The 21,156-nt window shown below is 40.0% G+C and carries 24 protein-coding genes and 2 other annotated features; all 24 genes read right to left on the bottom strand.

All coding sequences use genetic code 11. The annotated features are described in order from the left end of the window. Positions 1–22 precede the first annotated feature (22 nt). Positions 23–625 carry a class I SAM-dependent methyltransferase gene (locus tag V7121_RS23510; protein WP_335493375.1) on the bottom strand — a complete coding sequence of 201 codons (603 nt, stop codon included), beginning with the start codon at positions 623–625 and terminating at the stop codon, positions 23–25. Positions 626–770: 145 nt separating this feature from the next. Beyond that, positions 771–1,133: a 50S ribosomal protein L7/L12 gene (gene rplL / locus V7121_RS23505; protein ID WP_335493372.1), complete on the bottom strand. Its 363-nt coding sequence runs from the start codon at positions 1,131–1,133 to the stop codon at positions 771–773. A gap of 102 nt (positions 1,134–1,235) precedes the next feature. Beyond that, a complete protein-coding gene (gene rplJ, locus V7121_RS23500; RefSeq protein WP_335493369.1) occupies positions 1,236–1,736 on the bottom strand; it encodes a 50S ribosomal protein L10 in 501 nt (166 codons plus the stop codon). Positions 1,737–1,769: 33 nt separating this feature from the next. Continuing rightward, positions 1,770–1,914: a sequence feature (ribosomal protein L10 leader region), on the bottom strand. A 53-nt stretch (positions 1,915–1,967) separates the two neighbouring features. Continuing rightward, a complete protein-coding gene (rplA, locus tag V7121_RS23495) occupies positions 1,968–2,666 on the bottom strand; it encodes a 50S ribosomal protein L1 (protein WP_335493366.1) in 699 nt (232 codons plus the stop codon). A gap of 154 nt (positions 2,667–2,820) precedes the next feature. Beyond that, positions 2,821–3,246: a 50S ribosomal protein L11 gene (gene rplK / locus V7121_RS23490; protein WP_026565509.1), complete on the bottom strand. Its 426-nt coding sequence runs from the start codon at positions 3,244–3,246 to the stop codon at positions 2,821–2,823. Positions 3,247–3,425: 179 nt separating this feature from the next. Next, positions 3,426–3,959 carry a transcription termination/antitermination protein NusG gene (gene nusG, locus V7121_RS23485; RefSeq protein WP_335493363.1) on the bottom strand — a complete coding sequence of 178 codons (534 nt, stop codon included), beginning with the start codon at positions 3,957–3,959 and terminating at the stop codon, positions 3,426–3,428. 136 nt (positions 3,960–4,095) lie between these two features. Further along, positions 4,096–4,278 (bottom strand): preprotein translocase subunit SecE, encoded by a 183-nt coding sequence (gene secE, locus V7121_RS23480; RefSeq protein ID WP_310367005.1) that lies wholly within the window; start codon positions 4,276–4,278, stop codon positions 4,096–4,098. Between the two features lie 48 nt (positions 4,279–4,326). Next, complete coding sequence (gene rpmG, locus V7121_RS23475) at positions 4,327–4,473, bottom strand: 50S ribosomal protein L33 (RefSeq protein ID WP_214716664.1); 147 nt, start codon at positions 4,471–4,473, stop codon at positions 4,327–4,329. A gap of 110 nt (positions 4,474–4,583) precedes the next feature. Then, positions 4,584–5,234 carry an RNA polymerase sporulation sigma factor SigH gene (gene sigH / locus V7121_RS23470; RefSeq protein WP_335493361.1) on the bottom strand — a complete coding sequence of 217 codons (651 nt, stop codon included), beginning with the start codon at positions 5,232–5,234 and terminating at the stop codon, positions 4,584–4,586. 69 nt (positions 5,235–5,303) lie between these two features. After that, entirely contained in the window at positions 5,304–5,813 is a 510-nt protein-coding gene (locus V7121_RS23465) for an NYN domain-containing protein (RefSeq protein WP_335493358.1), read from the bottom strand. 3 nt (positions 5,814–5,816) lie between these two features. After that, positions 5,817–6,566: a 23S rRNA (guanosine(2251)-2'-O)-methyltransferase RlmB gene (rlmB, locus tag V7121_RS23460; protein WP_335493355.1), complete on the bottom strand. Its 750-nt coding sequence runs from the start codon at positions 6,564–6,566 to the stop codon at positions 5,817–5,819. 1 nt (position 6,567) lies between these two features. Beyond that, the gene (locus tag V7121_RS23455; protein ID WP_335493352.1) at positions 6,568–6,987 is read right to left on the bottom strand and encodes a Mini-ribonuclease 3; all 420 of its coding nucleotides are present in this window, start codon (positions 6,985–6,987) and stop codon (positions 6,568–6,570) included. A gap of 3 nt (positions 6,988–6,990) precedes the next feature. Then, the gene (cysS, locus tag V7121_RS23450; RefSeq protein WP_335548089.1) at positions 6,991–8,388 is read right to left on the bottom strand and encodes a cysteine--tRNA ligase; all 1,398 of its coding nucleotides are present in this window, start codon (positions 8,386–8,388) and stop codon (positions 6,991–6,993) included. Then, positions 8,369–9,037 (bottom strand): serine O-acetyltransferase, encoded by a 669-nt coding sequence (cysE, locus tag V7121_RS23445; RefSeq protein ID WP_335493346.1) that lies wholly within the window; start codon positions 9,035–9,037, stop codon positions 8,369–8,371. Before cysE ends, cysS begins: the two co-directional genes overlap by 20 nt. A gap of 61 nt (positions 9,038–9,098) precedes the next feature. Further along, positions 9,099–9,343, bottom strand: a binding site (T-box leader). A 45-nt stretch (positions 9,344–9,388) separates the two neighbouring features. After that, positions 9,389–10,846 (bottom strand): glutamate--tRNA ligase, encoded by a 1,458-nt coding sequence (gene gltX, locus V7121_RS23440; protein WP_335493344.1) that lies wholly within the window; start codon positions 10,844–10,846, stop codon positions 9,389–9,391. 66 nt (positions 10,847–10,912) lie between these two features. Then, a complete protein-coding gene (ispF, locus tag V7121_RS23435; RefSeq protein WP_335493341.1) occupies positions 10,913–11,395 on the bottom strand; it encodes a 2-C-methyl-D-erythritol 2,4-cyclodiphosphate synthase in 483 nt (160 codons plus the stop codon). Between the two features lie 66 nt (positions 11,396–11,461). Next, entirely contained in the window at positions 11,462–12,151 is a 690-nt protein-coding gene (gene ispD, locus V7121_RS23430; protein ID WP_335493338.1) for a 2-C-methyl-D-erythritol 4-phosphate cytidylyltransferase, read from the bottom strand. Positions 12,152–12,239: 88 nt separating this feature from the next. Then, on the bottom strand, positions 12,240–13,328 hold the full coding sequence (locus V7121_RS23425) for a PIN/TRAM domain-containing protein (RefSeq protein WP_335493335.1): 1,089 nt from the start codon (positions 13,326–13,328) through the stop codon (positions 12,240–12,242). A gap of 192 nt (positions 13,329–13,520) precedes the next feature. Further along, the gene (gene disA / locus V7121_RS23420; RefSeq protein ID WP_335493331.1) at positions 13,521–14,594 is read right to left on the bottom strand and encodes a DNA integrity scanning diadenylate cyclase DisA; all 1,074 of its coding nucleotides are present in this window, start codon (positions 14,592–14,594) and stop codon (positions 13,521–13,523) included. Positions 14,595–14,597: 3 nt separating this feature from the next. After that, entirely contained in the window at positions 14,598–15,980 is a 1,383-nt protein-coding gene (radA, locus tag V7121_RS23415) for a DNA repair protein RadA (protein WP_335493328.1), read from the bottom strand. A gap of 169 nt (positions 15,981–16,149) precedes the next feature. Then, entirely contained in the window at positions 16,150–18,591 is a 2,442-nt protein-coding gene (gene clpC / locus V7121_RS23410; RefSeq protein ID WP_335493325.1) for an ATP-dependent protease ATP-binding subunit ClpC, read from the bottom strand. A gap of 17 nt (positions 18,592–18,608) precedes the next feature. Beyond that, the gene (locus tag V7121_RS23405) at positions 18,609–19,679 is read right to left on the bottom strand and encodes a protein arginine kinase (protein ID WP_335493322.1); all 1,071 of its coding nucleotides are present in this window, start codon (positions 19,677–19,679) and stop codon (positions 18,609–18,611) included. A 1-nt stretch (position 19,680) separates the two neighbouring features. Further along, positions 19,681–20,229: a UvrB/UvrC motif-containing protein gene (locus V7121_RS23400; protein WP_335493320.1), complete on the bottom strand. Its 549-nt coding sequence runs from the start codon at positions 20,227–20,229 to the stop codon at positions 19,681–19,683. Between the two features lie 26 nt (positions 20,230–20,255). After that, the gene (locus V7121_RS23395; protein WP_335493317.1) at positions 20,256–20,717 is read right to left on the bottom strand and encodes a CtsR family transcriptional regulator; all 462 of its coding nucleotides are present in this window, start codon (positions 20,715–20,717) and stop codon (positions 20,256–20,258) included. Positions 20,718–21,156: the final 439 nt, after the last annotated feature.

Below are 21,156 nucleotides of genomic sequence, written 5' to 3'. Positions count from 1 at the left end.
CTATCATAGTGACATTTCCAAGTCAACTTTTTTGTGCCCTTATGACAAAATAACCTTTGGATTTGTCAATAGTTTCGACGTGGTTAAATAAATTATTTAATTTTTCAATCGCGGAAGGTGCACCTTGCTTCTTTTGAATGACAACCCAGAGTTCACCCTGTGCAGATAGATGTGTAAAACTTTGTTCAAAAATATCATGAACTGTTTTTTTCCCTGCTCTAATCGGTGGATTGGTTAGTATAGCAGCAAATGTGTTTTCTTTCACATTTAATAAACGATCACTTTCATAGATTCTTACATTCTGAATCCGATTAAGTTCTGCATTAACCTTCGCCAATTCAATAGCCCGTTCATTAACATCAACCATATGTACCATACGATCATGATAATATTTTGCAAGAGAAAGGCCAATTGGGCCATAGCCACAGCCCACATCGAGAAGGCACCCCTCAGCATTTGGCATTTCAAAAGACTCAATTAACAAACGTGAGCCGAAATCTACCTCTCTTTTTGAAAACACACCGTTATCTGTTTTAAAGCGAAAAGTGTTATTTTTTAAGGTGTAATCCCAATATTTCGGATCACTTTCAACCTTTTGTGTTCGAGAATAGTAGTGTTCAGACAAATGACTCACCTCCGAGGATTTAATAATTGAAGATAATGGAGGAAAGGAAACATTAAAGAATTAATTAAGTCAAAAAAAGCCCGCTTATTCAGCGAGCTCGTTTTGTGATTGGGCCAGAGCGCCAAAGCGCTTCAGCTTATCTTAATTACTTAACTTCAACGTTTGCTCCAACTTCAGCAAGTTTAGCTTTAACTTCTTCAGCCTCTTCTTTAGAAACGCCTTCTTTAACAGCTTTTGGAGTGTTGTCAACAAGATCTTTTGCTTCTTTAAGTCCAAGACCAGTGATTTCACGTACTACTTTGATAACCTTGATTTTTTGGTCGCCAGGGCTAGCAAGGATTACGTCAAATTCAGTTTGCTCTTCAACAGCAGCAGCTCCAGCTCCGCCTACCATTGCTACAGGAGCAGCAGCAGTTACGCCGAATTCTTCTTCGATTGCTTTTACTAGATCGTTAAGTTCTAAAACAGTCATAGTTTTAACTGCTTCAATGATTTGTTCTTTAGTCATGATTAATTTTCCTCCTTAGTTTTCGTTCAAATTTATTGGTTTGACGTTAAGGCTGTCAGCTTCAGCTCCCAGCAGCTAAGCGGTCGCTTATGCTTTTCTAGCTTACGCGCCTTGTTCTTCTTTTTGTTCTGCAACTGCTTTTGTAACAAGAGCAAGGTTGCGGATTGGAGCTTGTAGAACTGAAAGTAACATAGATAGTAAACCTTCGCGTGATGGTAGGTCTGCAAGAGCTTTAATTTCTTCAGCTGTTGCTACGTTCCCTTCAATTACACCTGCTTTAAGCTCAAGTGCTTCATGCTTTTTCGCAAAGTCGTTCAAGATCTTAGCTGGTGCTACTACATCTTCAGTACTGAACGCGATTGCGTTTGGACCTGTTAATGCAGCGTTTAATGCTTCAAGACCATTTGCTTCAGCCGCACGGCGTGTCATTGAGTTTTTGTAAACTTTGAATTCCACACCAGCTTCACGAAGCTGTTTACGAAGTTCAGTTACTTCTGCAACTGAAAGACCACGGTAATCAACAACAACTGTTGATACACTGTTCTTTAATTTATCAGCAATTTCGCTAACGATTTGTTGCTTTAATTCGATTGCACTGCTCATCTTTACACCTCCTGTAGATTGTCTACATTTATACCAGGCAGATAAAAGCCTCCATATCGAGCGTTGACATGGAGGCAGGATAACAACTGATCACTCAGCTATTTATATCGCATTACCTCGGCAGGAAATTAAGCGCGATATGCGCACCTGCTGTCTACAGTACAAATGTTATTATTTTAAACAACAAAATAGATTATATAAAATCTATTTTAGAATGTCAATTGGTAATTATTACTTCACTGCTACAGATGAAGGATCCACTTTTACGCCAGGTCCCATTGTTGAAGCAACTGTTACGTTCTTCATGTAAGTTCCTTTTGCTGCAGATGGCTTCACTTTTAGTAAAGTTTCAAATACAGTGTTAAAGTTTTCAACAAGCTTTTCGTTTTCAAAAGATGCTTTACCGATTGGCACGTGGATGTTACCAGACTTGTCAACGCGGTATTCAACTTTACCTGCTTTAATTTCGTTAATCGCACGAGTTACATCAAATGTAACTGTTCCTGTTTTAGGGTTTGGCATTAAGCCTTTAGGTCCTAAAACACGACCAAGTTTACCAACTTCACCCATCATGTCAGGAGTTGCTACGATTACATCAAATTCAAACCAACCTTGTTGGATTTTGTTGATGTACTCTGCATCGCCTACATAATCAGCACCAGCTGCTTCTGCTTCTTTAACTTTTTCCCCTTTAGCGAAAACTAAAACGCGTTGCGTTTTACCAGTTCCGTTTGGAAGCACTACTGCACCACGGATTTGTTGGTCAGCTTTCTTAGGGTCTACACCTAAACGGAATGCCGCTTCAAGAGTCGCATCAAATTTAGCGTAGTTTGTTTCTTTTGCAAGACCAATTGCTTCAACAATTGGGTATGCTTTTAAGCGGTCTACAAGCTTTGAAGCTTCTAAATACTTCTTACCTTTTTTAGCCATTTTAATTTCCTCCTAGATTGTGGTTTTAGCGAATAATTCTCCCACGGCGAAAAGCGGAGGCGCCCCTAGGCGCCGCAGCTAGCCCACGAAAAAGGTTGCGAGTGTTTATAACGTCGCAACCCCTTCATTTTACAAAAACAATCAGTTACATGGATTAATCTTCGATGACGATACCCATGCTGCGAGCAGTACCTTCAACCATACGCATTGCTGCTTCTACGCTAGCTGCGTTTAGGTCAGGCATTTTCTGTTCCGCAATCTCGCGTACTGTATTACGCTTAACTGTTGCTACTTTATTACGGTTAGGTTCACCAGAACCAGACTGGATTCCAGCTGCTACTTTCAAAAGAACGGCAGCAGGAGGAGTTTTCGTAATAAATGTAAATGAACGGTCTTCAAATACCGTGATTTCAACAGGAATGATCAAACCAGCTTGATCAGCTGTACGAGCGTTAAATTCTTTACAGAATCCCATGATGTTAACACCGGCTTGACCTAGTGCAGGTCCAACTGGTGGTGCAGGGTTTGCTTTCCCAGCAGGAATTTGTAATTTAACGACTTTAATTACTTTTTTAGCCACGAGACACACCTCCTTAAAGTCCGTGATGTGGTAATAGGGTCTTTTAGGAACCCTCCCACTCAGGCATCTGTCTTTATCTATTGATCATAAAGAACTTGACATAAGTCTTGTCTCACATGGAGACATACTGACCTATGAAATATTACCACTTTTTAAAAATGATTTCAAGTTTTTTTACATTAAAGTTTTTCAATCTGCGTAAAATCAAGCTCTACAGGTGTGTCGCGACCGAACATATTAACAAGAACTTTAAGTTTTGCTTTGTCCTTATCCATCTCTTCAACAGAGCCAGTAAAGTTAGCAAATGGACCTTCTTTAACGCGAACTGTTTCGCCAATTTCATAATTTGCATCGACACGAGTTTCAGTGACACCCATTCTTTTCAGAACAACCGCTACTTCTTCGGGAAGTAATGGTGTTGGTTTAGAACCTCCGCCTGATGAACCAACAAAGCCTGTTACACCAGGAGTATTTCGAACCACATACCATGAATCATCTGTCATCACAATTTCAACCAATACATAACCTGGAAACACCTTACGTTTGACTACCTTTTTCTTGCCGTTTTTAATCTCAGTCTCTTCTTCTTCAGGAACAACTACACGGAAAATCTTATCTGTCATTCCCATTGATTCAACACGTTTTTCTAAATTTGCTTTTACTTTATTTTCATAACCTGAGTAAGTATGTAGTACATACCAATTTTTTTCCATTTAAGAGGACTTGTACGTCCGTCCCTCCCTATTTATTAGTCATTGACTATTTTTTAAACAAATAAAAAACCCGTTATACGGGCTTTTGATAAAAAATTCCTTTATTAATCACCATTATACCATGAATAATGATTTATTATTCAAGAATTAAGCGAATCAATTTTGAAATCCCTAAATCTAAAACGGCAAAGAACGCTGCGAAAAATACAACGGTCGATAGTACAGTAATCGTCGAGCGCGTTAATTCCCCACGTTTTGGCCAACTTACTTTTCTCATCTCACGGAAAATATCACTGAAGAACTTCTTTATGCGCTGCATTGTAAGTAACCCCCAAAATCTAAAAATAACTGCAAGAATATATGATGACTATTTTGTTTCTCGATGTATGGTATGGGTCGTGCAAGTTTTGCAGAATTTTTTCAATTCTAGTCTCTCTGTTTGTGTCTGCTTGCTGATCGTCGAATAATTACGCGAGCCGCAAACAGCACAGGAAAGGATAACCTTTTTACTCATTTCGACACCTTTACCTAATTTTCTATTATATCCTTAAAAATGTAACATGTGCCCTAATTATTGTCAATAACCTTTGGAAACGGTTCAAATATATGACATAAAACATGATATTAGAGTGAGAATTCGCGCAGTTCTAAATAGCGTTCCAGCTTTCTTTTGACTCGCTGCAGGGCATTATCAATTGATTTCACATGACGATTAAGTTCCTCAGAAATTTCTTGATAGGATTGTCCATCTAAGTAGAGGGCTAAAACCTTTCTCTCTAAGTCACTTAATAATTCAGTCATTTTAAATTCAATGTGGTCGAATTCTTCTTGATTAATAATTAATTCCTCTGGGTCAAGAACCTTGGCCCCCGATAAAACATCCATCAATGTTCTATCAGATTCCTCATCATAAATTGGCTTGTCCAATGAAACATACGAATTTAACGGGATATGCTTTTGCCTTGTGGCGGTTTTAATGGCTGTAATAATCTGACGAGTAATACATAGCTCGGCAAACGCTTTAAAAGAGGTTAGCTTGTCCTCCCGAAAGTCACGAATGGCTTTGTACAATCCAATCATACCTTCTTGGACAATATCCTCTTTATCAGCTCCAATTAAAAAATAGGACCTTGCTTTTGCACGTACAAAATTACGATACTTGTGGATTAAATAATCCAATGCTTCACTATCACCTTGGTGCACTAAATCAACAATCTCTTCGTCCTCCATTATGAGGAACTGCTGGTTGACCTTTGTTCCGAAGTCCGTACTCAAAGTAGATCCCCTCCACCGAACAAGCATAGTTAGTAATAGTATACATGACTATTTTTTCAAAGTCCACGTTCACTTTTGCCCTCTGCGCCACTTTTCAAAAATTTCTGCCATTTCGTCGCTCATGTTTATTTTTGAGACTGGTTTTTTCTCTTGAATCTTCTTCACTTTCTTTTCGATACCGCGTTCAATTGCCGACATTTCGATCAGGAGCTCCCGAGCAGATTTCCTTAATGCACCTTGTCCAAATATGGCCCATTGCTCGGTAAAATCGGAGGTTGCTACATGAATTTGCGTTCGGCGATTATTTAGACTAATCGCCATTTTTTCTATCCGTTCATCTGCTGTTTCATTTTCTTTTGTAAAAATGACTTCTACTTGATGGTTCTTATATTTCTTTTCTGTTCCCTGCACATAGTAGGCATCAAAAACAACAATCACACGATATCCGGAATAGGCTTGATATTCTGCCATTCTTTCCACGAGGCGATCCCTTGCTGCTGGCAAATCCCGATCCTTTAATGCTCTTAGTTCCGGCCAGGCTCCAATAATGTTATATCCGTCAACAAGCAGGATATCCATAGGTTAACTCTCGAGCGGGTGTCGTTTTCGATATACCTCATACATGAGTATAGATGCAGCAACAGAAGCATTTAAAGAAGTCACCTTACCAACCATTGGGAGATGAATGAGAAAGTCACATTTATCCCGGATGAGTCGTCCCATTCCTTTTCCTTCGCTGCCAATTACGATACCCAGCGGCAGCGTCCCATCTAGCCTGCGGTAATCATCTTTTCCTGAAGCATCTGTTCCAGCAATCCAAATACCGCGGTCCTTTAATTCATCGATTGTCCTCGCCATATTTGTGACGCGGACGACAGGGATATGTTCAATCGCACCCGTGGAGGCTTTGGCGACTGTTGCCGTTAACCCGACAGCTCGGCGCTTTGGAATAATGATTCCATGGGCTCCCACAGTATCTGCCGTTCTCATTATTGATCCGAGATTGTGAGGATCCTCTATTTCATCAAGTAATAAAAAGAAAGGCGGCTGATTACTCTTTTCTGCTGCTGCAAATAAATCATCGATTTCCGCATATTGATAGGCGGCCACGTAAGCAAGAACACCTTGATGATTTTCATCCGCGATTTGGTCAATTTTTTTCTTTGGAACAAATTGAACAATTACATTTGCTTCCTTTGCTAATTGGGTAATTTGCTGCATCTGCCCGCGCTGGGACCCTTCAGCTATTAAGATTTTATTAATATCCCTTTCTGATTTCAGCGCTTCAATAACTGGATTTTTACCGACAATATATTCTTGATTCTTTTCCATCCTAGCGTTCCTCCTTCCTTTCATCCACATATAATAAGGCTGTCTTAATTAGTTCTTCCATCCGCTCTATTCGACCCGTTAAATACAAATAACCCATCAACGCTTCGAACGCCGTACTGTAATGATAGGTTTGGACATCTGTATTTTTAGGTACAGAGCCAGATTTTGCATTTCGACCGCGCATAATTACCGCTAATTCTTCCTCATCGAGAAGATGATTATCCATCATTTGAAAGAGGATTTTGCACTGTGCCTTCGCTGATACGTATGTAGTACCAGTCCTGTGTAATTGATTCGGTCTTACCTGCCCGCTATACAGGAGGTGGCGCCTTACATAGGTTTCGTAAATGGCGTCACCCATATAGGCAAGGGCGAGACTATTCAATTGTTTGGCATCGACTGTCTGTTCGTATTCAAGCATGAATTAGCCTCTTTTCCACCTTGTACCTTGCGGGGTATCTTCTAAAATAATGTTCATTTCCTTAAGCTGATCTCTAATTTGGTCAGATAATTGGAAATCACGGTCTTTCCGGGCCTGGATTCGCTTTTCAATTAGTGCATCAATTTCTTCATCGAGCATTTCTTCCTTTTCCATCGTCAACCCTAAGACATGGAATAAGTCCTCAAATTGTTTCGTAAAGGCATCGATTACAGCAACAGCCGTATTTTTTTCTAACAGATAATAATTAGCCAGTTTCGAGAGATCAAATAAAACGGAAATAGCCTTCGCTGTGTTGAAATCATCATCCATCGCCTCGATAAACTGTTGTTGAGCTTCGGCTATTTTATCAAGCCATTCTTGATTATTATCCGTTAAGTCAGTACTTGCTTCTTTCCGATGTTTTAAGTTTTGGTAGGAAGTCGTTAAGCGTTCGAAGGCAGCTCTCGTACTTTCCAGCAATTCCTCACTGTAGTTAATCGGATTGCGATAATGAACGGATAACATGAAAAATCGTAACACTTGTGGATTATGTTTCTTGATAATGTCATGAACTAACACAAAGTTTCCTAGCGATTTTGACATTTTTTCATTATCTATATTGATATAGCCATTGTGCATCCAGTAACGGGAAAATAATTTCCCTGACAGTGCTTCTGACTGGGCAATTTCATTTTCATGATGCGGGAAGGTTAAATCCTGACCGCCTGCATGAATATCAATTGTTTCACCCAGATACTTTTTCGCCATTGCCGAGCACTCAATATGCCACCCCGGACGGCCAAGACCCCATGGGCTTTCCCAGTAGATTTCCCCTTCCTTTGCCGATTTCCACAAAGCAAAGTCTAAATCATCTTGTTTTCGATCGCCGACTTCAATTCTAGCGCCTACCTGCAAATCATCAATTGATTGATGTGATAACTTCCCATAATCATCGAATTTTCTTGTCCGGAAATAGACATCCCCCGCAGATTCATATGCAAAGCCTTTTTCAATTAATTGACTAATAAAGTCAATAATAATATCCATATTTTCCATTACCCGAGGATGAACATCTGCCTTTTTGCATCCTAAGGCTGTGACATCTTCAAAATAAGCATGAATAAAACGGTCAGCAATCGTTGGAACCTCTTCTCCTAACTGGTTGGCAGCACGGATTAATTTGTCGTCAACATCAGTAAAATTGGAAACATATTTAACATCGTAGCCGCGATATTCTAAATAGCGGCGGACCGTATCAAAAACGATAGCCGGACGGGCATTACCAATATGAATATAATTATAGACAGTCGGACCGCAAACATACATTTTTACCTTTCCCTCTTCCAGCGGTACAAAAGCCTCTTTTTTACGTGTTAGTGTATTATAAAGTTGAATGGCCATTAACTTTTATCCTTTCTCCTTTTAATTCTTCGAGTTCATACATTAATCGATCCAAGTCGTTTTGCATTTCTCTTAAGCGGTCTGCCACAGGGTCTGGCAAGTCGCAATGATTTAAGTCTCTGGTAATCCTTCTTCCATCCTGGATGACTACTCTGCCTGGAATCCCTACTACCGTAGAATTAGGGGGTACTTCCTTCAAAACGACTGATCCTCCGCCAATTTTAGAATTTTCTCCAACAGTGATCGAACCGAGTACCTTAGCACCTGTAGCAATCAGGACATTATCCTTAACCGTCGGATGCCGTTTTCCTTTTTCTTTCCCTGTTCCACCAAGTGTTACCCCTTGATATATAGTTACATTATCCCCAATTTCACACGTTTCCCCAATAACAACCCCCATTCCGTGGTCAATAAAAAATCGTCTGCCTATTTTTGCTCCAGGATGGATTTCAATACCAGTGAAAAACCGGCTTACTTGTGAGATAACCCTAGCTAGAAAAAATAACTTTCGATTAAAGAGTGCATGCGCGAATCGATGTGCCCAAATGGCATGCAAGCCTGAATATGTTAGGATGACTTCTAAATAACTTCTTGCTGCAGGATCCTGCTCAAAAACAACCTCTACGTCCTCCCTCAACTTCTTGAACATTACCATTCTCCCCCTATTGTTTGGTAAATAAAAAAGAAATAAAAAACGCCTCTGTCATCACGACAGAGGCGCTTACACGCGGTTCCACTCTGATTAGACCGATAAGCTAGGTAACATCAGCTTAAATAGTAGTCTCACTCTACCTGTTAACGGATAGGTTCCGCCTATTTCTACTCAGAGTTGACTCGTTTCGAAACAGGGCTCAGAGGTGCATTTCAAATTAGGAGAGGCTTCAACCACTTTCAGCCGGTGATGGTTTTCTCTTTCAAGCATCCTTTTTTTACTTATCCTCTTCAACACTTTAGGATTATAGAATTGTTTACTTTACTATATTACATTTTGTTCTTAATGTTAACTAATAATTTTATTAATTCTTGTTTGAACTTTATTTTTTCCTAAAAGTTCAATTGCCTGTGGCAGGTCTGGCCCATGGGTTTGGCCTGTAACTGCTGCCCGAATTGGCATAAATAGGTTTTTTCCCTTTTGACCCGTCGATTTTTGAACTGCCTTCATAGCAGCCTTTATTCCATCAGCTCGGAAAATTTCTAATTGGTCAAGTTCATGCGAAAAGGCCTTTAACACTTCTGGAACCGTTTCTCCTGCTAGAATTTCCTTCGAATCCTCTTCATAGTCCACATCATCTTTAAAGAACATATCGGACAATTCCACGATTTCAGCGCCATAACTCAATTTTTCCTGTAAAAGCTCAACAAGCCCCTGAACCCATTGCTGCTGTTCATCTGTCAGGCTTTCATTTAGGCGGCCCGCTTTAACTAAGTGTGGCAGGGCTAGCTCCACTACACGGTTAACGTCAACCTTTTTCATGTATTGGTTATTCATCCATAATAGTTTCTGCTTATCGAATAAGGCTGGTGATTTGGATAAGCGATTGGCATCAAATATTTCAATAAACTCGTTCTTCGAGTACAGCTCTTCTTCACCAGCTGGTGACCAGCCGAGGAGCGTAATAAAGTTAAATAACGCTTCTGGCAAATAACCTAATTCTTCATATTGCTCGATGAACTGGATGATTGATTCATCCCGCTTACTTAACTTCTTACGGCTTTCATTCACAATCAACGTCATGTGGCCAAAAATCGGCGGCTCCCAGCCCAGTGCTTCATAGACCATCAATTGTTTTGGTGTGTTCGAAATATGATCATCACCACGGAGCACATGAGAGATTTTCATTAAATAATCATCAATCGTTACCGCAAAGTTATAGGTTGGCGTGCCATCCTTTTTAATAATGACCCAATCGCCCATCCCTTCGGATTCAAAGGAAACACTTCCTTTTACCATATCATCAAATGTATAAGTTTTTCCCTCAGGGACGATAATTCGAATACTTGGCTGACGTCCTTCACTTTCTAACTCTTGGCGTTGTTCTTCCGTTAAATGACGGCATTTTCCCGAATAATGCGGCGTCTCGCCTCGTTCTGTCTGAGCTTCCCGCTCTGCTTCAATCTCAGCTTCGGTACAATAGCATTTATATGCATGGCCCTCAGCTAATAATTGGTTATAGTAGGTTTCATAAATATCATTTCGTTCCGATTGGCGGTACGGGCCGTATTCGCCGCCGACATCAACACTTTCATCCCAATCCATTCCCAGCCATTTTAAATATTTTAACTGGCTTTCTTCTCCGCCTTCAATATTTCTCTTTTTATCCGTATCTTCAATACGAATAATAAATTTCCCACCCTGATTGCGTGCAAATAAATAATTAAATAATGCTGTCCGGGCGTTACCAATATGTAAATGTCCTGTTGGACTCGGAGCATATCTTACACGAACTTCGTTTGACATCCTTAAGCCTCCAATATTAATGGTTTCAACTGATTATTTTATCACTCTATTGAATTTCAAGAAAGGCTATTCATGAACCTTTCTTAACAAAACAACCGCTTGAGAGGCAATTCCTTCCCCTCTGCCAGTAAAACCTAACTTCTCTGTGGTGGTTGCCTTAACATTAATTTGTTCTGGCGAGGCTTCTAGCAATTCGGCAATCCTTTCGCGCATTTGTTCAATATAAGGGGCCATTTTAGGCTTTTGAGCAATAATTGTACAATCTGCATTCACCAGCTCATACCCTTTATTTTTTACCAATTGCCATACATGCTCCATCAGCTTCGAGGAATCTGCATCTTTAAAATTAGGATCGGTATCAGGAAAATGTTTGCCAATATCTCCCTCTCCAATAGCACCGAGGCAGGCATCGGAAACGGTATGTAATAACACATCCGCATCGGAATGACCTAGTAAACCCCTATCATAAGGAATGTTAATCCCGCCTATTATCAGCGGACGGCCTTCTGTTAATTGGTGGACATCAAAGCCCTGACCTATTCGAAACATCTAAAAAACTCCCTTTTTCCATTTGTCTAGTTTACAGCACCTAAGGAAAAATCGACTACCTTTCTCCTACTCAAGGTGTTTTCGCTTTTCTAATATTGCTTCTGCAAAATATAAATCTTCTGGTGTGGTTAATTTGATATTATCGTAATCCCCTTCAACCATCGTAACCGGATAACCGAGCCGCTCCACTAAACTAGCATCATCGGTTCCTAGGTAGTGATCTATTTCTGCCCTTTGATAGGCTTCCATCAAAAGTGAAATACGAAAAGCTTGTGGGGTTTGAACAGCCCACAAGCTTGAACGTTCGACAGTTTCAACCACCGTACCGTCTTGTACCTTTTTGATCGTATCCTTTACGGGTACTCCTAAAATGGCTGCCCCTGTTTCTTCGGCCATTTGTGTTAAACGGTCGATATGCTCTTTACAGATAAACGGACGTGCCGCATCATGGACAAGAATCACCCCGACGGTTTCCACGGTTTTAAGCGCATTGTATATGCTATCCTGACGTTCTTTTCCACCAGGCACGAAGTGGATTGCTTTTGTAACATGAAACTTAATTAGTAAGTCTTTAAATTCCTTTTCATCTTGTGGATGGAGCGCAACAATAATCTTGCTGCAGGCTTTATCCTGTTCAAACACCCTCAATGTATGGATCAATACAGGTACCCCATTAAGCTCTAATAAAAGCTTGTTTTTCCCTGCTCCCATTCTTTTTCCCTGACCTGCTGCCGGGAGAATGACCTGGTAAGTCATATAAATACCCCACTCTATTCTGACTGGCTTCAGCACCTAGGGGCTTTCTGGTCTAAGCCCCTAAACCTGGCGCTTCTAGCTTTTATATTTAAAGTGCTTTTTCTAATAGTTTTGGTTTTGCAAAAATCATTCTTCCAGCAGATGTCTGGAGAACACTTGTGACGAGAACTTCAATTCGTTTGCCGATATATTCTCTTCCTTCTTCGACAACAATCATGGTTCCGTCATCTAAGTAGGCAACACCCTGATGATACTCTTTTCCATCCTTAATCACTTGGACTGTTAATTCCTCGCCCGGAAGAACAACCGGCTTAACAGCATTCGCTAAATCATTAATATTTAGCACGGAAACATTCTGCAATTCACAGACCTTATTCAAATTAAAATCATTGGTGACTAAAATACCATTTGTGATTTTCGCTAATTTGACCAACTTTGAATCTACTTCACTAATTTCCTCAAAGTCACCTTCATAAATTTCAACCTTAATAGCCAGTTCCTTTTGAATGCGATTTAAGATATCTAACCCTCTGCGGCCGCGATTTCGTTTTAAAACATCGGATGAATCAGCAATATGCTGTAATTCCTCGAGGACAAACTGTGGAATGACAATCGTACCTTCTAAAAACCCTGTCTGACAAATATCAGCTATACGCCCATCAATAATCACGCTAGTATCTAGGATTTTTAACGGCTGAATCGTTTCCTTATCATTCTCGTCATCACTAGATTTTTTCTTATGACTGCGATTTCCAAAAAGTCCTAGCAGTTCATCCCTTTTCTTAAAACCTACTTGAAAACCAAGATAGCCAAATACAATAGTCAGCAAGATTGGTACAACTTCATTTAAAATCGGCACTTGAACGGCATTAAGGGCAAATCCGATTAAAAAGGCAACCAGTAACCCGAATATGAGACCTACACTCCCAAAAAGGACATCGGTCACAGGAATTTTTACTAAAGAATCTTCCGCCCATTTAATAAAATTAAAGACATAATCTACTGCCCAAAAGGTAATAAGGTAAAAAATAATAGCACCTAAAACAGCAGTGATATACGAGTTGTTAATTACGGGAATGTCATTAATATGAAGTAAATTGAACAATTCCGGTAATAACAAAATTCCAAGCGTACCACCCATAATGAGGAAGCAAGCCTGCACAATACGTTTTAACATTCCTTCACCTCCTCTACTCATTATAAACATATTCATAAAAATGAAACCTTAAATTATCGATTATTTTTCCCTTAAAGGTTCTTATTAATCATAGCTGCTATGAATTATTTTGAGTAGATGATTACTCCCCATAGGGTAGCATTGGAAAATTTTCGTGTCAAACAATTGGAGTTTTTTTACTTTTATTAGTTTTTAAAGATGACGGTCAGTATATAACCGCTCTTTAATTAGTTTAAAGCCTTCCTTAATCTTTTTGGCACGGACTTCCCCGATTCCTTCAACATCATCAAGTTCTTCAACTGTTGCTGTAATGATTTTGGATAGTTCACCAAAGCTGCTAATGAGATTCTCAATAATGATCGAGGGAAGTCTTGGAATCTTATTTAGGATTCGATAGCCGCGTGGATTTTTATTTTCATCGAGATGAACATAGCCTAGATATCCCATTAGTTTTAATAGGACCATATCCTCAATCGTTCCACTAGTCGCCATTGCTTGCATCTTGCCGAGTACATCTCTTGCCTTGACGTCGCGGTCAGAGGCGTAATCCTTAATAATAAGCATTGTTTCCGCTTCTAGGTCGGTTAATATTTCATTGAGCTGCAGGCGAATAAGACGGCCTTCTGTTCCTAATTCATGTAAATAGGTTAGCAGTTCATTTTTGATCTTTAGGACCATTTCAAAACGGTGAATTACCAGTAAAAAGTCATTATAAGTAACCGACTCTTCGAATTCAAGAATACTTAGATTGGTGATACTTTGTTCCAGAACCGTTTTATATTTTTCAAGCGTCTGAATCGCTTGATTGGCTTTTGTTAAAATCACCGCGATATCCTTTAAGGCGTACCGGAAGTTTCCTTGATAGAGGGTGATAACATTTCTCCTTTGGGAGATGGCAATAACTAGGGCCTTCGTTTGTTTTGCGGTTCTTTCAGCTGTGCGGTGCCTCATTCCTGTTTCAGAAGAGGGGATATCGGAGTCAGGAACTAGCTGGGCATTGGCAAACAGAATTTTATTCCCTAATTCATTAAGAATAATCGCACCGTCCATTTTGGCCAATTCATATAAAAAGCTTGGCGAAAAAGGGCAATTAATCTCAAAGCCGCCATCAACGATACCTTTTACTTTTTCATTAAAACCAATAACAATGAGACCTCCTGTGTTAGCACGAAGGACATTGTCGATTCCCTCCCGAATGGGTGTACCCGGTGCAAGGAACTGTAATACTTCACTTACGGTATGCTCACCAAGCTTTTTACTTTCCATCTGCTACCCTCCCAACGCTGCCTTTAATGCTTCACTTACATTGGAAACACCAATAAGTTCGACTCCGTTTGGTCCCTTCCAGCCACTAAGATTATTGGCAGGCAGAATCACTCGTTCAAAACCCAGTTTAGCCGCTTCTTGAACACGCTGTTCAATTCTAGATACCCTTCTTACTTCCCCAGTTAAGCCGACCTCGCCAATAATACAGTCAGTCGGTCTTGTCGGTTTATCTCTAAAACTCGATGCAATACTTACAGCAACCGCTAAATCAATCGCTGGCTCATCCAATTTCACGCCTCCAGCGACTTTTAAGTAGGCATCCTGGTTCTGCAACAGCATCCCTACTCTTTTTTCCAAAACCGCCATTAACAGCGGGACTCGGTTATGATCGATTCCAGTAGCCATTCTCCTTGGGTTCCCAAAACTCGTCGGGGAAATTAACGCTTGAATTTCAACAAGGACCGGTCTTGTCCCTTCCATTGATGCAACGACGGTTGAACCAGATGCACCCCGTGACCGCTCTTCTAAAAATATTTCTGAGGGATTAGCTACTTCTTCAAGACCCAATTCTTTCATTTCAAAAATGCCCATTTCATTGGTTGAACCAAAACGGTTTTTTACTGCCCGCAATATCCGGTAGGTATGGTGTCTTTCACCTTCAAAATAAAGGACAGTATCAACCATATGCTCTAACAGCCTTGGACCAGCAATTGACCCTTCTTTTGTTACGTGGCCGACAATGAAGATGGCAATCCCTTTGGTCTTCCCAATCCTCATTAATTCTGACGTACACTCTCGGACCTGAGAAACACTCCCCGGGGCACTTGTTACATCGGGATGAAAGACTGTTTGAATTGAATCTATAATGACAAAGCTAGGATTCGTACTATCGATGGTTCGGTTAATTTCTTCAAGATTCGTTTCAGAATAAACGAGGAGATTTTCAGAAGATATTCCTAATCGTTCGGCACGTAGTTTTGTCTGTCGTACCGATTCTTCACCAGATATGTATAAAACCTGATTTCCTTTAGTGGCCAGTTGTGATGAAACCTGTAAGAGAAGGGTTGACTTCCCTATTCCAGGGTCACCGCCAATAAGCACTAATGATCCCTTGACCACGCCGCCGCCAAGGACTCGATTTAGTTCGTTTAAATCGGTTAGAATTCGTGGCTCATTCTCCACTTCAATCGAATTAATAGGTATTGGTTTTGCTAACAATCCTGTTCCCGTTTGAGAATGCGCAAATGCACCTCTCCTCGAGGCACCGGTTACTTCAACTTCCTCGACCATCTTATTCCACTCACCGCAGCCAGGGCATTTCCCCATCCATTTTGGTGATTCATATCCACAGTCCTGACACATAAACTTAGTCTTTCGTTTAGCCATTTTTCCTTCGATCCTCTCTTACGACGCTAGCTCTTTTTTGGAGCCAGATTTTGCTAATACATTAAGGTTACCACACCTATTTTATTTTTTCATTTGAAAAAGTCGATAGAAAAAGAGGTACACGATTTTTCTTTATTTACGTGTACCTCTATATGGGTCTATCCTGCTGCTATTTTACTAAGCTTGTTTTCTCAGCCATTCGAACAATAAATTCGCCATTATCAACATCAATGATTGCATGCTGTCCTGTTAATAATGTTCCTTTTAATAGTTCTTCAGAAAGCCGGTCTTCAATATGTTTTTGAATCGCACGTCGTAATGGCCGCGCTCCATATTCAGGGTCATAACCTTCCTGAGAAATTTTTTCTTTTGCGGCAGCTGTTAATTCTAATGAAATATTTTGCTCTTTTAGACGTTTCACTAACTGCTCTGATAGCAATGTAACAATTTCCTCTAAATGCTTTCGCTCTAATGCATGGAAAACAATAATTTCATCAATACGGTTTAGGAATTCAGGACGGAAGGCCTTCTTTAATTCTCCCATCACTTTCCCCTTCATATCTTTATAATCCTGTTCCCCATCTTGAATATTAAAGCCAACATATTTATTCCGTTTTAGTGCCTCTGCTCCTACGTTGGAAGTCATAATGAGAACTGTATTACGGAAGTCCACTGTTCTGCCTTTCGAATCAGTTAAACGTCCATCCTCAAGGACTTGCAAGAGAATATTAAATACATCCGGATGTGCCTTTTCAATCTCATCCAGTAACACAACGGAATATGGCTTTCTGCGGACCTTCTCTGTTAATTGGCCGCCTTCCTCATAGCCGACATATCCTGGCGGTGAACCAACCAGACGAGAGGTCGAGTGTTTCTCCATATATTCCGACATATCAATCCGAATCATCGCTTCCTCATCACCAAACATCGCTTCGGCAAGAGCTCGCGCTAATTCTGTTTTACCTACACCTGTAGGTCCAAGGAAGACGAAAGAACCAATTGGTCGTTTTGGATCTTTTAATCCTGCACGAGCACGACGGACAGCCTTCGCTACAGCTTTAACCGCTTCTTCCTGGCCAATCACTCGAGAATGAAGTACTTCTTCTAGATTTAGCAGCTTTGCCATCTCTGTTTCTGCAAGCTTAGAGACAGGAACTCCAGTCCAACTGGAAACAACACTTGCGATATCTTCTACCGTTACTTCGTTATTTTCTTTTCCTTGCTTTTCCTTCCAATTCTTCTTCGTTTCCTCAAGCTGTTCACGTAAACGCTGTTCTGTATCCCTTAAGGAAGCAGCCTTTTCAAATTCTTGACTTTGAACGGCCGAATCTTTTTCTTTGCGAACCTCCTCCAACTTCACTTCTAATTCTTTTAAATTAGGTGGAGTGGTAAAGGACCGAAGCCGTACCTTAGAACCTGCTTCATCAATTAAGTCGATCGCTTTATCTGGCAGGAACCGGTCAGAGATATAGCGGTCAGATAGTTTGACAGCTGCCTGAATCGCCTCATCTGTAATTGATACACGGTGATGTGCCTCATAACGGTCGCGAAGTCCTTCTAAAATTTGAATCGATTCTTCCATGGTTGGTTCATCGACACGAATTGGCTGGAAGCGTCGTTCTAGTGCAGCATCTTTTTCAATATATTTACGATATTCGTCGAGTGTCGTTGCGCCGATACATTGGAGTTCTCCGCGGGCAAGGGAAGGCTTTAAGATATTGGAAGCATCAATCGCCCCTTCAGCACCGCCAGCTCCGATTAACGTATGCAGCTCATCAATGAATAGAATAATATTTCCTGCTTGGCGAATCTCATCCATTACCTTTTTCAAGCGGTCCTCAAACTCGCCACGATATTTTGTACCAGCTACGACGGTTCCCATATCGAGAGTCATCACTCGTTTATCGCGGAGAATTTCAGGTACCTCATTGTTGACAATTTGTTGGGCAAGCCCTTCTGCAATTGCTGTTTTACCTACACCAGGCTCACCAATTAATACAGGGTTATTTTTTGTCCGTCGGCTTAACACTTCAATTACACGTTGAATTTCCTTACCGCGTCCAATTACTGGGTCAAGGCTTCCTTCACGAGCAATCGAGGTTAAATCACGGGCAAGACTGTCAAGCGTTGGTGTGTTGGCACTAGCAGATGCCCCGCCTTGGTGTCCGCCTGACTCATTACTTCCTAATAATTGAAGAACTTGCTGTCTCGCTTTATTTAAACTCACACCTAAATTATTAAGCACGCGGGCCGCAACGCCTTCTCCTTCACGAATTAAACCAAGGAGAATGTGCTCAGTGCCTACATAAGAATGTCCCAATTTACGTGCTTCATCCATCGATAATTCAATGACTTTTTTAGCTCTTGGAGTATAGTGAATGGTCTGAGAAGCTTCCTGTCCTTTGCCAATTAAGTTTTCTACTTCTTTCTGGATTTTTTCAGAACCTAAGCCAAGTCCATAAAGGGCCTTTGCTGCAATCCCTTCTCCCTCGCGAGTTAATCCTAATAAAATGTGCTCTGTTCCAATATTGTTGTGTCCAAGACGAATTGCTTCCTCTTGTGCTAATGCTAGAACTTTTTGCGCTCTTTCAGTAAAACGGCCGAACATCATATTCTCTTCCTCCTCACCTATTTTTCTTGCTCCATTTTTATTCGATCCCTAATTAATGCTGCCCGTCTGATATCTCTTTCATATGGTCTTAATGAACCCCCAGCATATTGCTGCAAGAAGCCTGGCTGAGTTAATATCATTAATTCATTCAATATCGTCTTTGGCATATTTTCTATATAACCCATATCTATTCCAAGCCGAACATCTGACAAACATCTTGCTGCTTCTTTTGTTTCAATAATTCGGCTATTAGATAATACACCCAGTGATCGGAACACTCTGTCTTCTAATTGTATGTTCGAAGTTTTCCGTAATGCTTCACGTGCCGACCTTTCTTGCGAAATTAACTGGCTAACAACCCCCTTTAGATCCCGGCAAATGTCCTCTTCCGATTTTCCAAGGGTGATTTGATTAGAAATTTGAAATATATTACCTAATGCTTCGCTGCCTTCACCATAAATTCCTCTAACCACTAGTCCTAATTGGTGAATAGCAGGAATAATTCGATTAATTTGCTGCGTCAAAATTAACCCTGGCAAATGCATCATCACCGACGCACGGAGACCTGTTCCAACATTCGTAGGACAACTGGTTAAATACCCGTGTTTTTCATCAAATGCGTATTGAACATTGCTCTCAAGCCAATCATCAATCTCATTTGCAGCATCTAAAGCTTCAGATAATTGCAAACCAGGAAACAAGCATTGTATACGGATATGATCTTCTTCATTAATCATAATACTAACTTCTTCATTTTCGGTTAACAGAACAGCCCCGTACGGTGAATCCTCTGCTAGGTTCGGGCTGATTAGATGTTTTTCCACTAATACCCTTTTTTGCAGGGGTTGAAGCTCATCAATTTTCAATAATTCCATTGGGCCAAATTTTTGTACTGGAGATTGATTTAAGATGCCCTCCATATTCTCAATAATCCTTTTTGCTTCTTCATGAGAAAAAAGGGTTGGAAATTTATAATCTTCAAAGTTACGAGCCAAACGGATTCGGGAACTGAGAACAATATCTGAATCAGGTCCTTCTGCACTCATCCAGGAACTAACAGCTTGATTTATAAAACGTTCAAGCGACATGTTATTCCCCTCCCTCGTTGCTAGCAGCTAATTTTCTCTCTAACTGCCGAATTTCATCGCGAATTTCGGCTGCCTTTTCAAACTCTTCACTGGATATTGATTCTTTTAAATTATTTTTTAATTCATCAATTTGTTTTTTTAGATGAATCCCTCCACCAATTCTTTTTGGAATTTTTCCATTATGTGTCCAGTTTCCACTATGAAGCCTCCTTAAAACGGGATTCAATTGTTCTTTAAAAGACTCATAGCAATGCGAACAGCCAAAACGGCCCACTTTTAAAAACTGTTGAAAAGTCATCGAGCAAGAGTCGCAATGGAGGATTTCTTCCTGATGAAATGGACTTTGGCTGGGCTTTTGAAAGGAAGGGTCAATATTTAATAGTCCTGCTAATAAATTATTAAAAGCAAATCCAGACTCCCCATTGAAAATGAACATTTCTCCTTTTTCCTGTGCACATTTCTCACAAAGATGAACTTCCGTCTTCTCACCATTAATAATTTTTGTAAAATGGAGCGCCGCAGGCCTTTGATTGCATTCCTGGCAAATCATACTTTCACCTCTCGACTGAAAAAAATTTATTTATATTTTAAAGAAGTTAACATCGCTTTTAGCATTCTGGCTCTTAATTCATCTCGGTATGGAAGATCAATATAAAGAACAGAACGATCGATTACACTCAACATAATTTTAGCTTCCCGCTTTGAAACGATTTCTTCTTGAACGAGTCTAAATATGACATCCTCAGCACTAGTTTGACTAATCCTGCTGTGAATAAGTGCGAGGGATTGGTCAATTAAATGGGCAAAGTCATGGGATTGAACCTTCATGATTCGAATATACCCACCACCGCCTCGTTTACTTTCTACAATATATCCTCTTTCAATCGTAAAACGGGTATTAATCACATAATTTATTTGTGAAGGAACACATTGAAATTTGTCTGCAATTTCACTTCGTTTAATTTCAACAAGGTCTTTTTCACTTAATTCCAATACTTGTTTGAGGTATTTTTCAATAATATCAGAGATGTTTCTCATCTTCCCACCTCCATTCTCTGACTTTGACTATATTTGACTAAATTATACTGAATTTTTTTTGTAGATGCAACGATTCACTACTAATGATTTTCTCCAAATCTCGCCATTGTGAAACCTAAGTTTCGTTAAAAAGTATTGCTAATAAGATCGGGTTTGTATCCATCGTAATTGACTAGACTGGTTTTTATGTGAAGTCAATATCGCTTATTATCAATAATTAGACGTAAAAAGTACCTAATTTTACAATAAAACGGACAATTAAACTAAAACTTAAGGTAATTTTACAAAACTAAAGGAGAATTATACAAAAGTTTGATTATATAAACAAATTATGTAAGTATATTCCATATTGCACCCTATGTATCTCTCTAACTGATTATTTCCATAACAAAAAAGGACAACCTTTTCAGGTTGTCCTTGATGTGCCTGGCAACGTCCT

The sequence above is a fragment of the Neobacillus drentensis genome (assembly GCF_036962125.1).
GTDB classification, from domain to species: domain Bacteria; phylum Bacillota; class Bacilli; order Bacillales; family Cytobacillaceae; genus Neobacillus; species Neobacillus drentensis_B.
Note: the sequence above shows the minus strand (reverse complement) of the source record. Positions and strands in the feature narration are given on the sequence as shown.

What these genes read in the sequence shown, in the direction of transcription:
- rplL (WP_335493372.1), bottom strand. Translation starts at nt 1,133, where the DNA reads ATGACTAAAGAACAAATCATTGAAGCAGTTAAAACTATGACTGTTTTA.
- rplJ (WP_335493369.1), bottom strand. Translation starts at nt 1,736, where the DNA reads ATGAGCAGTGCAATCGAATTAAAGCAACAAATCGTTAGCGAAATTGCT.
- rplA (WP_335493366.1), bottom strand. Translation starts at nt 2,666, where the DNA reads ATGGCTAAAAAAGGTAAGAAGTATTTAGAAGCTTCAAAGCTTGTAGAC.
- nusG (WP_335493363.1), bottom strand. Translation starts at nt 3,959, where the DNA reads ATGGAAAAAAATTGGTATGTACTACATACTTACTCAGGTTATGAAAAT.
- secE (WP_310367005.1), bottom strand. Translation starts at nt 4,278, where the DNA reads ATGCAGCGCATAAAGAAGTTCTTCAGTGATATTTTCCGTGAGATGAGA.
- rpmG (WP_214716664.1), bottom strand. Translation starts at nt 4,473, where the DNA reads ATGAGTAAAAAGGTTATCCTTTCCTGTGCTGTTTGCGGCTCGCGTAAT.
- V7121_RS23465 (WP_335493358.1), bottom strand. Translation starts at nt 5,813, where the DNA reads ATGGATATCCTGCTTGTTGACGGATATAACATTATTGGAGCCTGGCCG.
- rlmB (WP_335493355.1), bottom strand. Translation starts at nt 6,566, where the DNA reads ATGGAAAAGAATCAAGAATATATTGTCGGTAAAAATCCAGTTATTGAA.
- V7121_RS23455 (WP_335493352.1), bottom strand. Translation starts at nt 6,987, where the DNA reads ATGCTTGAATACGAACAGACAGTCGATGCCAAACAATTGAATAGTCTC.
- cysS (WP_335548089.1), bottom strand. Translation starts at nt 8,388, where the DNA reads ATGGCCATTCAACTTTATAATACACTAACACGTAAAAAAGAGGCTTTT.
- cysE (WP_335493346.1), bottom strand. Translation starts at nt 9,037, where the DNA reads ATGTTCAAGAAGTTGAGGGAGGACGTAGAGGTTGTTTTTGAGCAGGAT.
- gltX (WP_335493344.1), bottom strand. Translation starts at nt 10,846, where the DNA reads ATGTCAAACGAAGTTCGTGTAAGATATGCTCCGAGTCCAACAGGACAT.
- ispF (WP_335493341.1), bottom strand. Translation starts at nt 11,395, where the DNA reads ATGTTTCGAATAGGTCAGGGCTTTGATGTCCACCAATTAACAGAAGGC.
- ispD (WP_335493338.1), bottom strand. Translation starts at nt 12,151, where the DNA reads ATGACTTACCAGGTCATTCTCCCGGCAGCAGGTCAGGGAAAAAGAATG.
- V7121_RS23425 (WP_335493335.1), bottom strand. Translation starts at nt 13,328, where the DNA reads ATGTTAAAACGTATTGTGCAGGCTTGCTTCCTCATTATGGGTGGTACG.
- disA (WP_335493331.1), bottom strand. Translation starts at nt 14,594, where the DNA reads ATGGAAAGTAAAAAGCTTGGTGAGCATACCGTAAGTGAAGTATTACAG.
- radA (WP_335493328.1), bottom strand. Translation starts at nt 15,980, where the DNA reads ATGGCTAAACGAAAGACTAAGTTTATGTGTCAGGACTGTGGATATGAA.
- clpC (WP_335493325.1), bottom strand. Translation starts at nt 18,591, where the DNA reads ATGATGTTCGGCCGTTTTACTGAAAGAGCGCAAAAAGTTCTAGCATTA.
- V7121_RS23405 (WP_335493322.1), bottom strand. Translation starts at nt 19,679, where the DNA reads ATGTCGCTTGAACGTTTTATAAATCAAGCTGTTAGTTCCTGGATGAGT.
- V7121_RS23400 (WP_335493320.1), bottom strand. Translation starts at nt 20,229, where the DNA reads ATGATTTGCCAGGAATGCAATCAAAGGCCTGCGGCGCTCCATTTTACA.
- V7121_RS23395 (WP_335493317.1), bottom strand. Translation starts at nt 20,717, where the DNA reads ATGAGAAACATCTCTGATATTATTGAAAAATACCTCAAACAAGTATTG.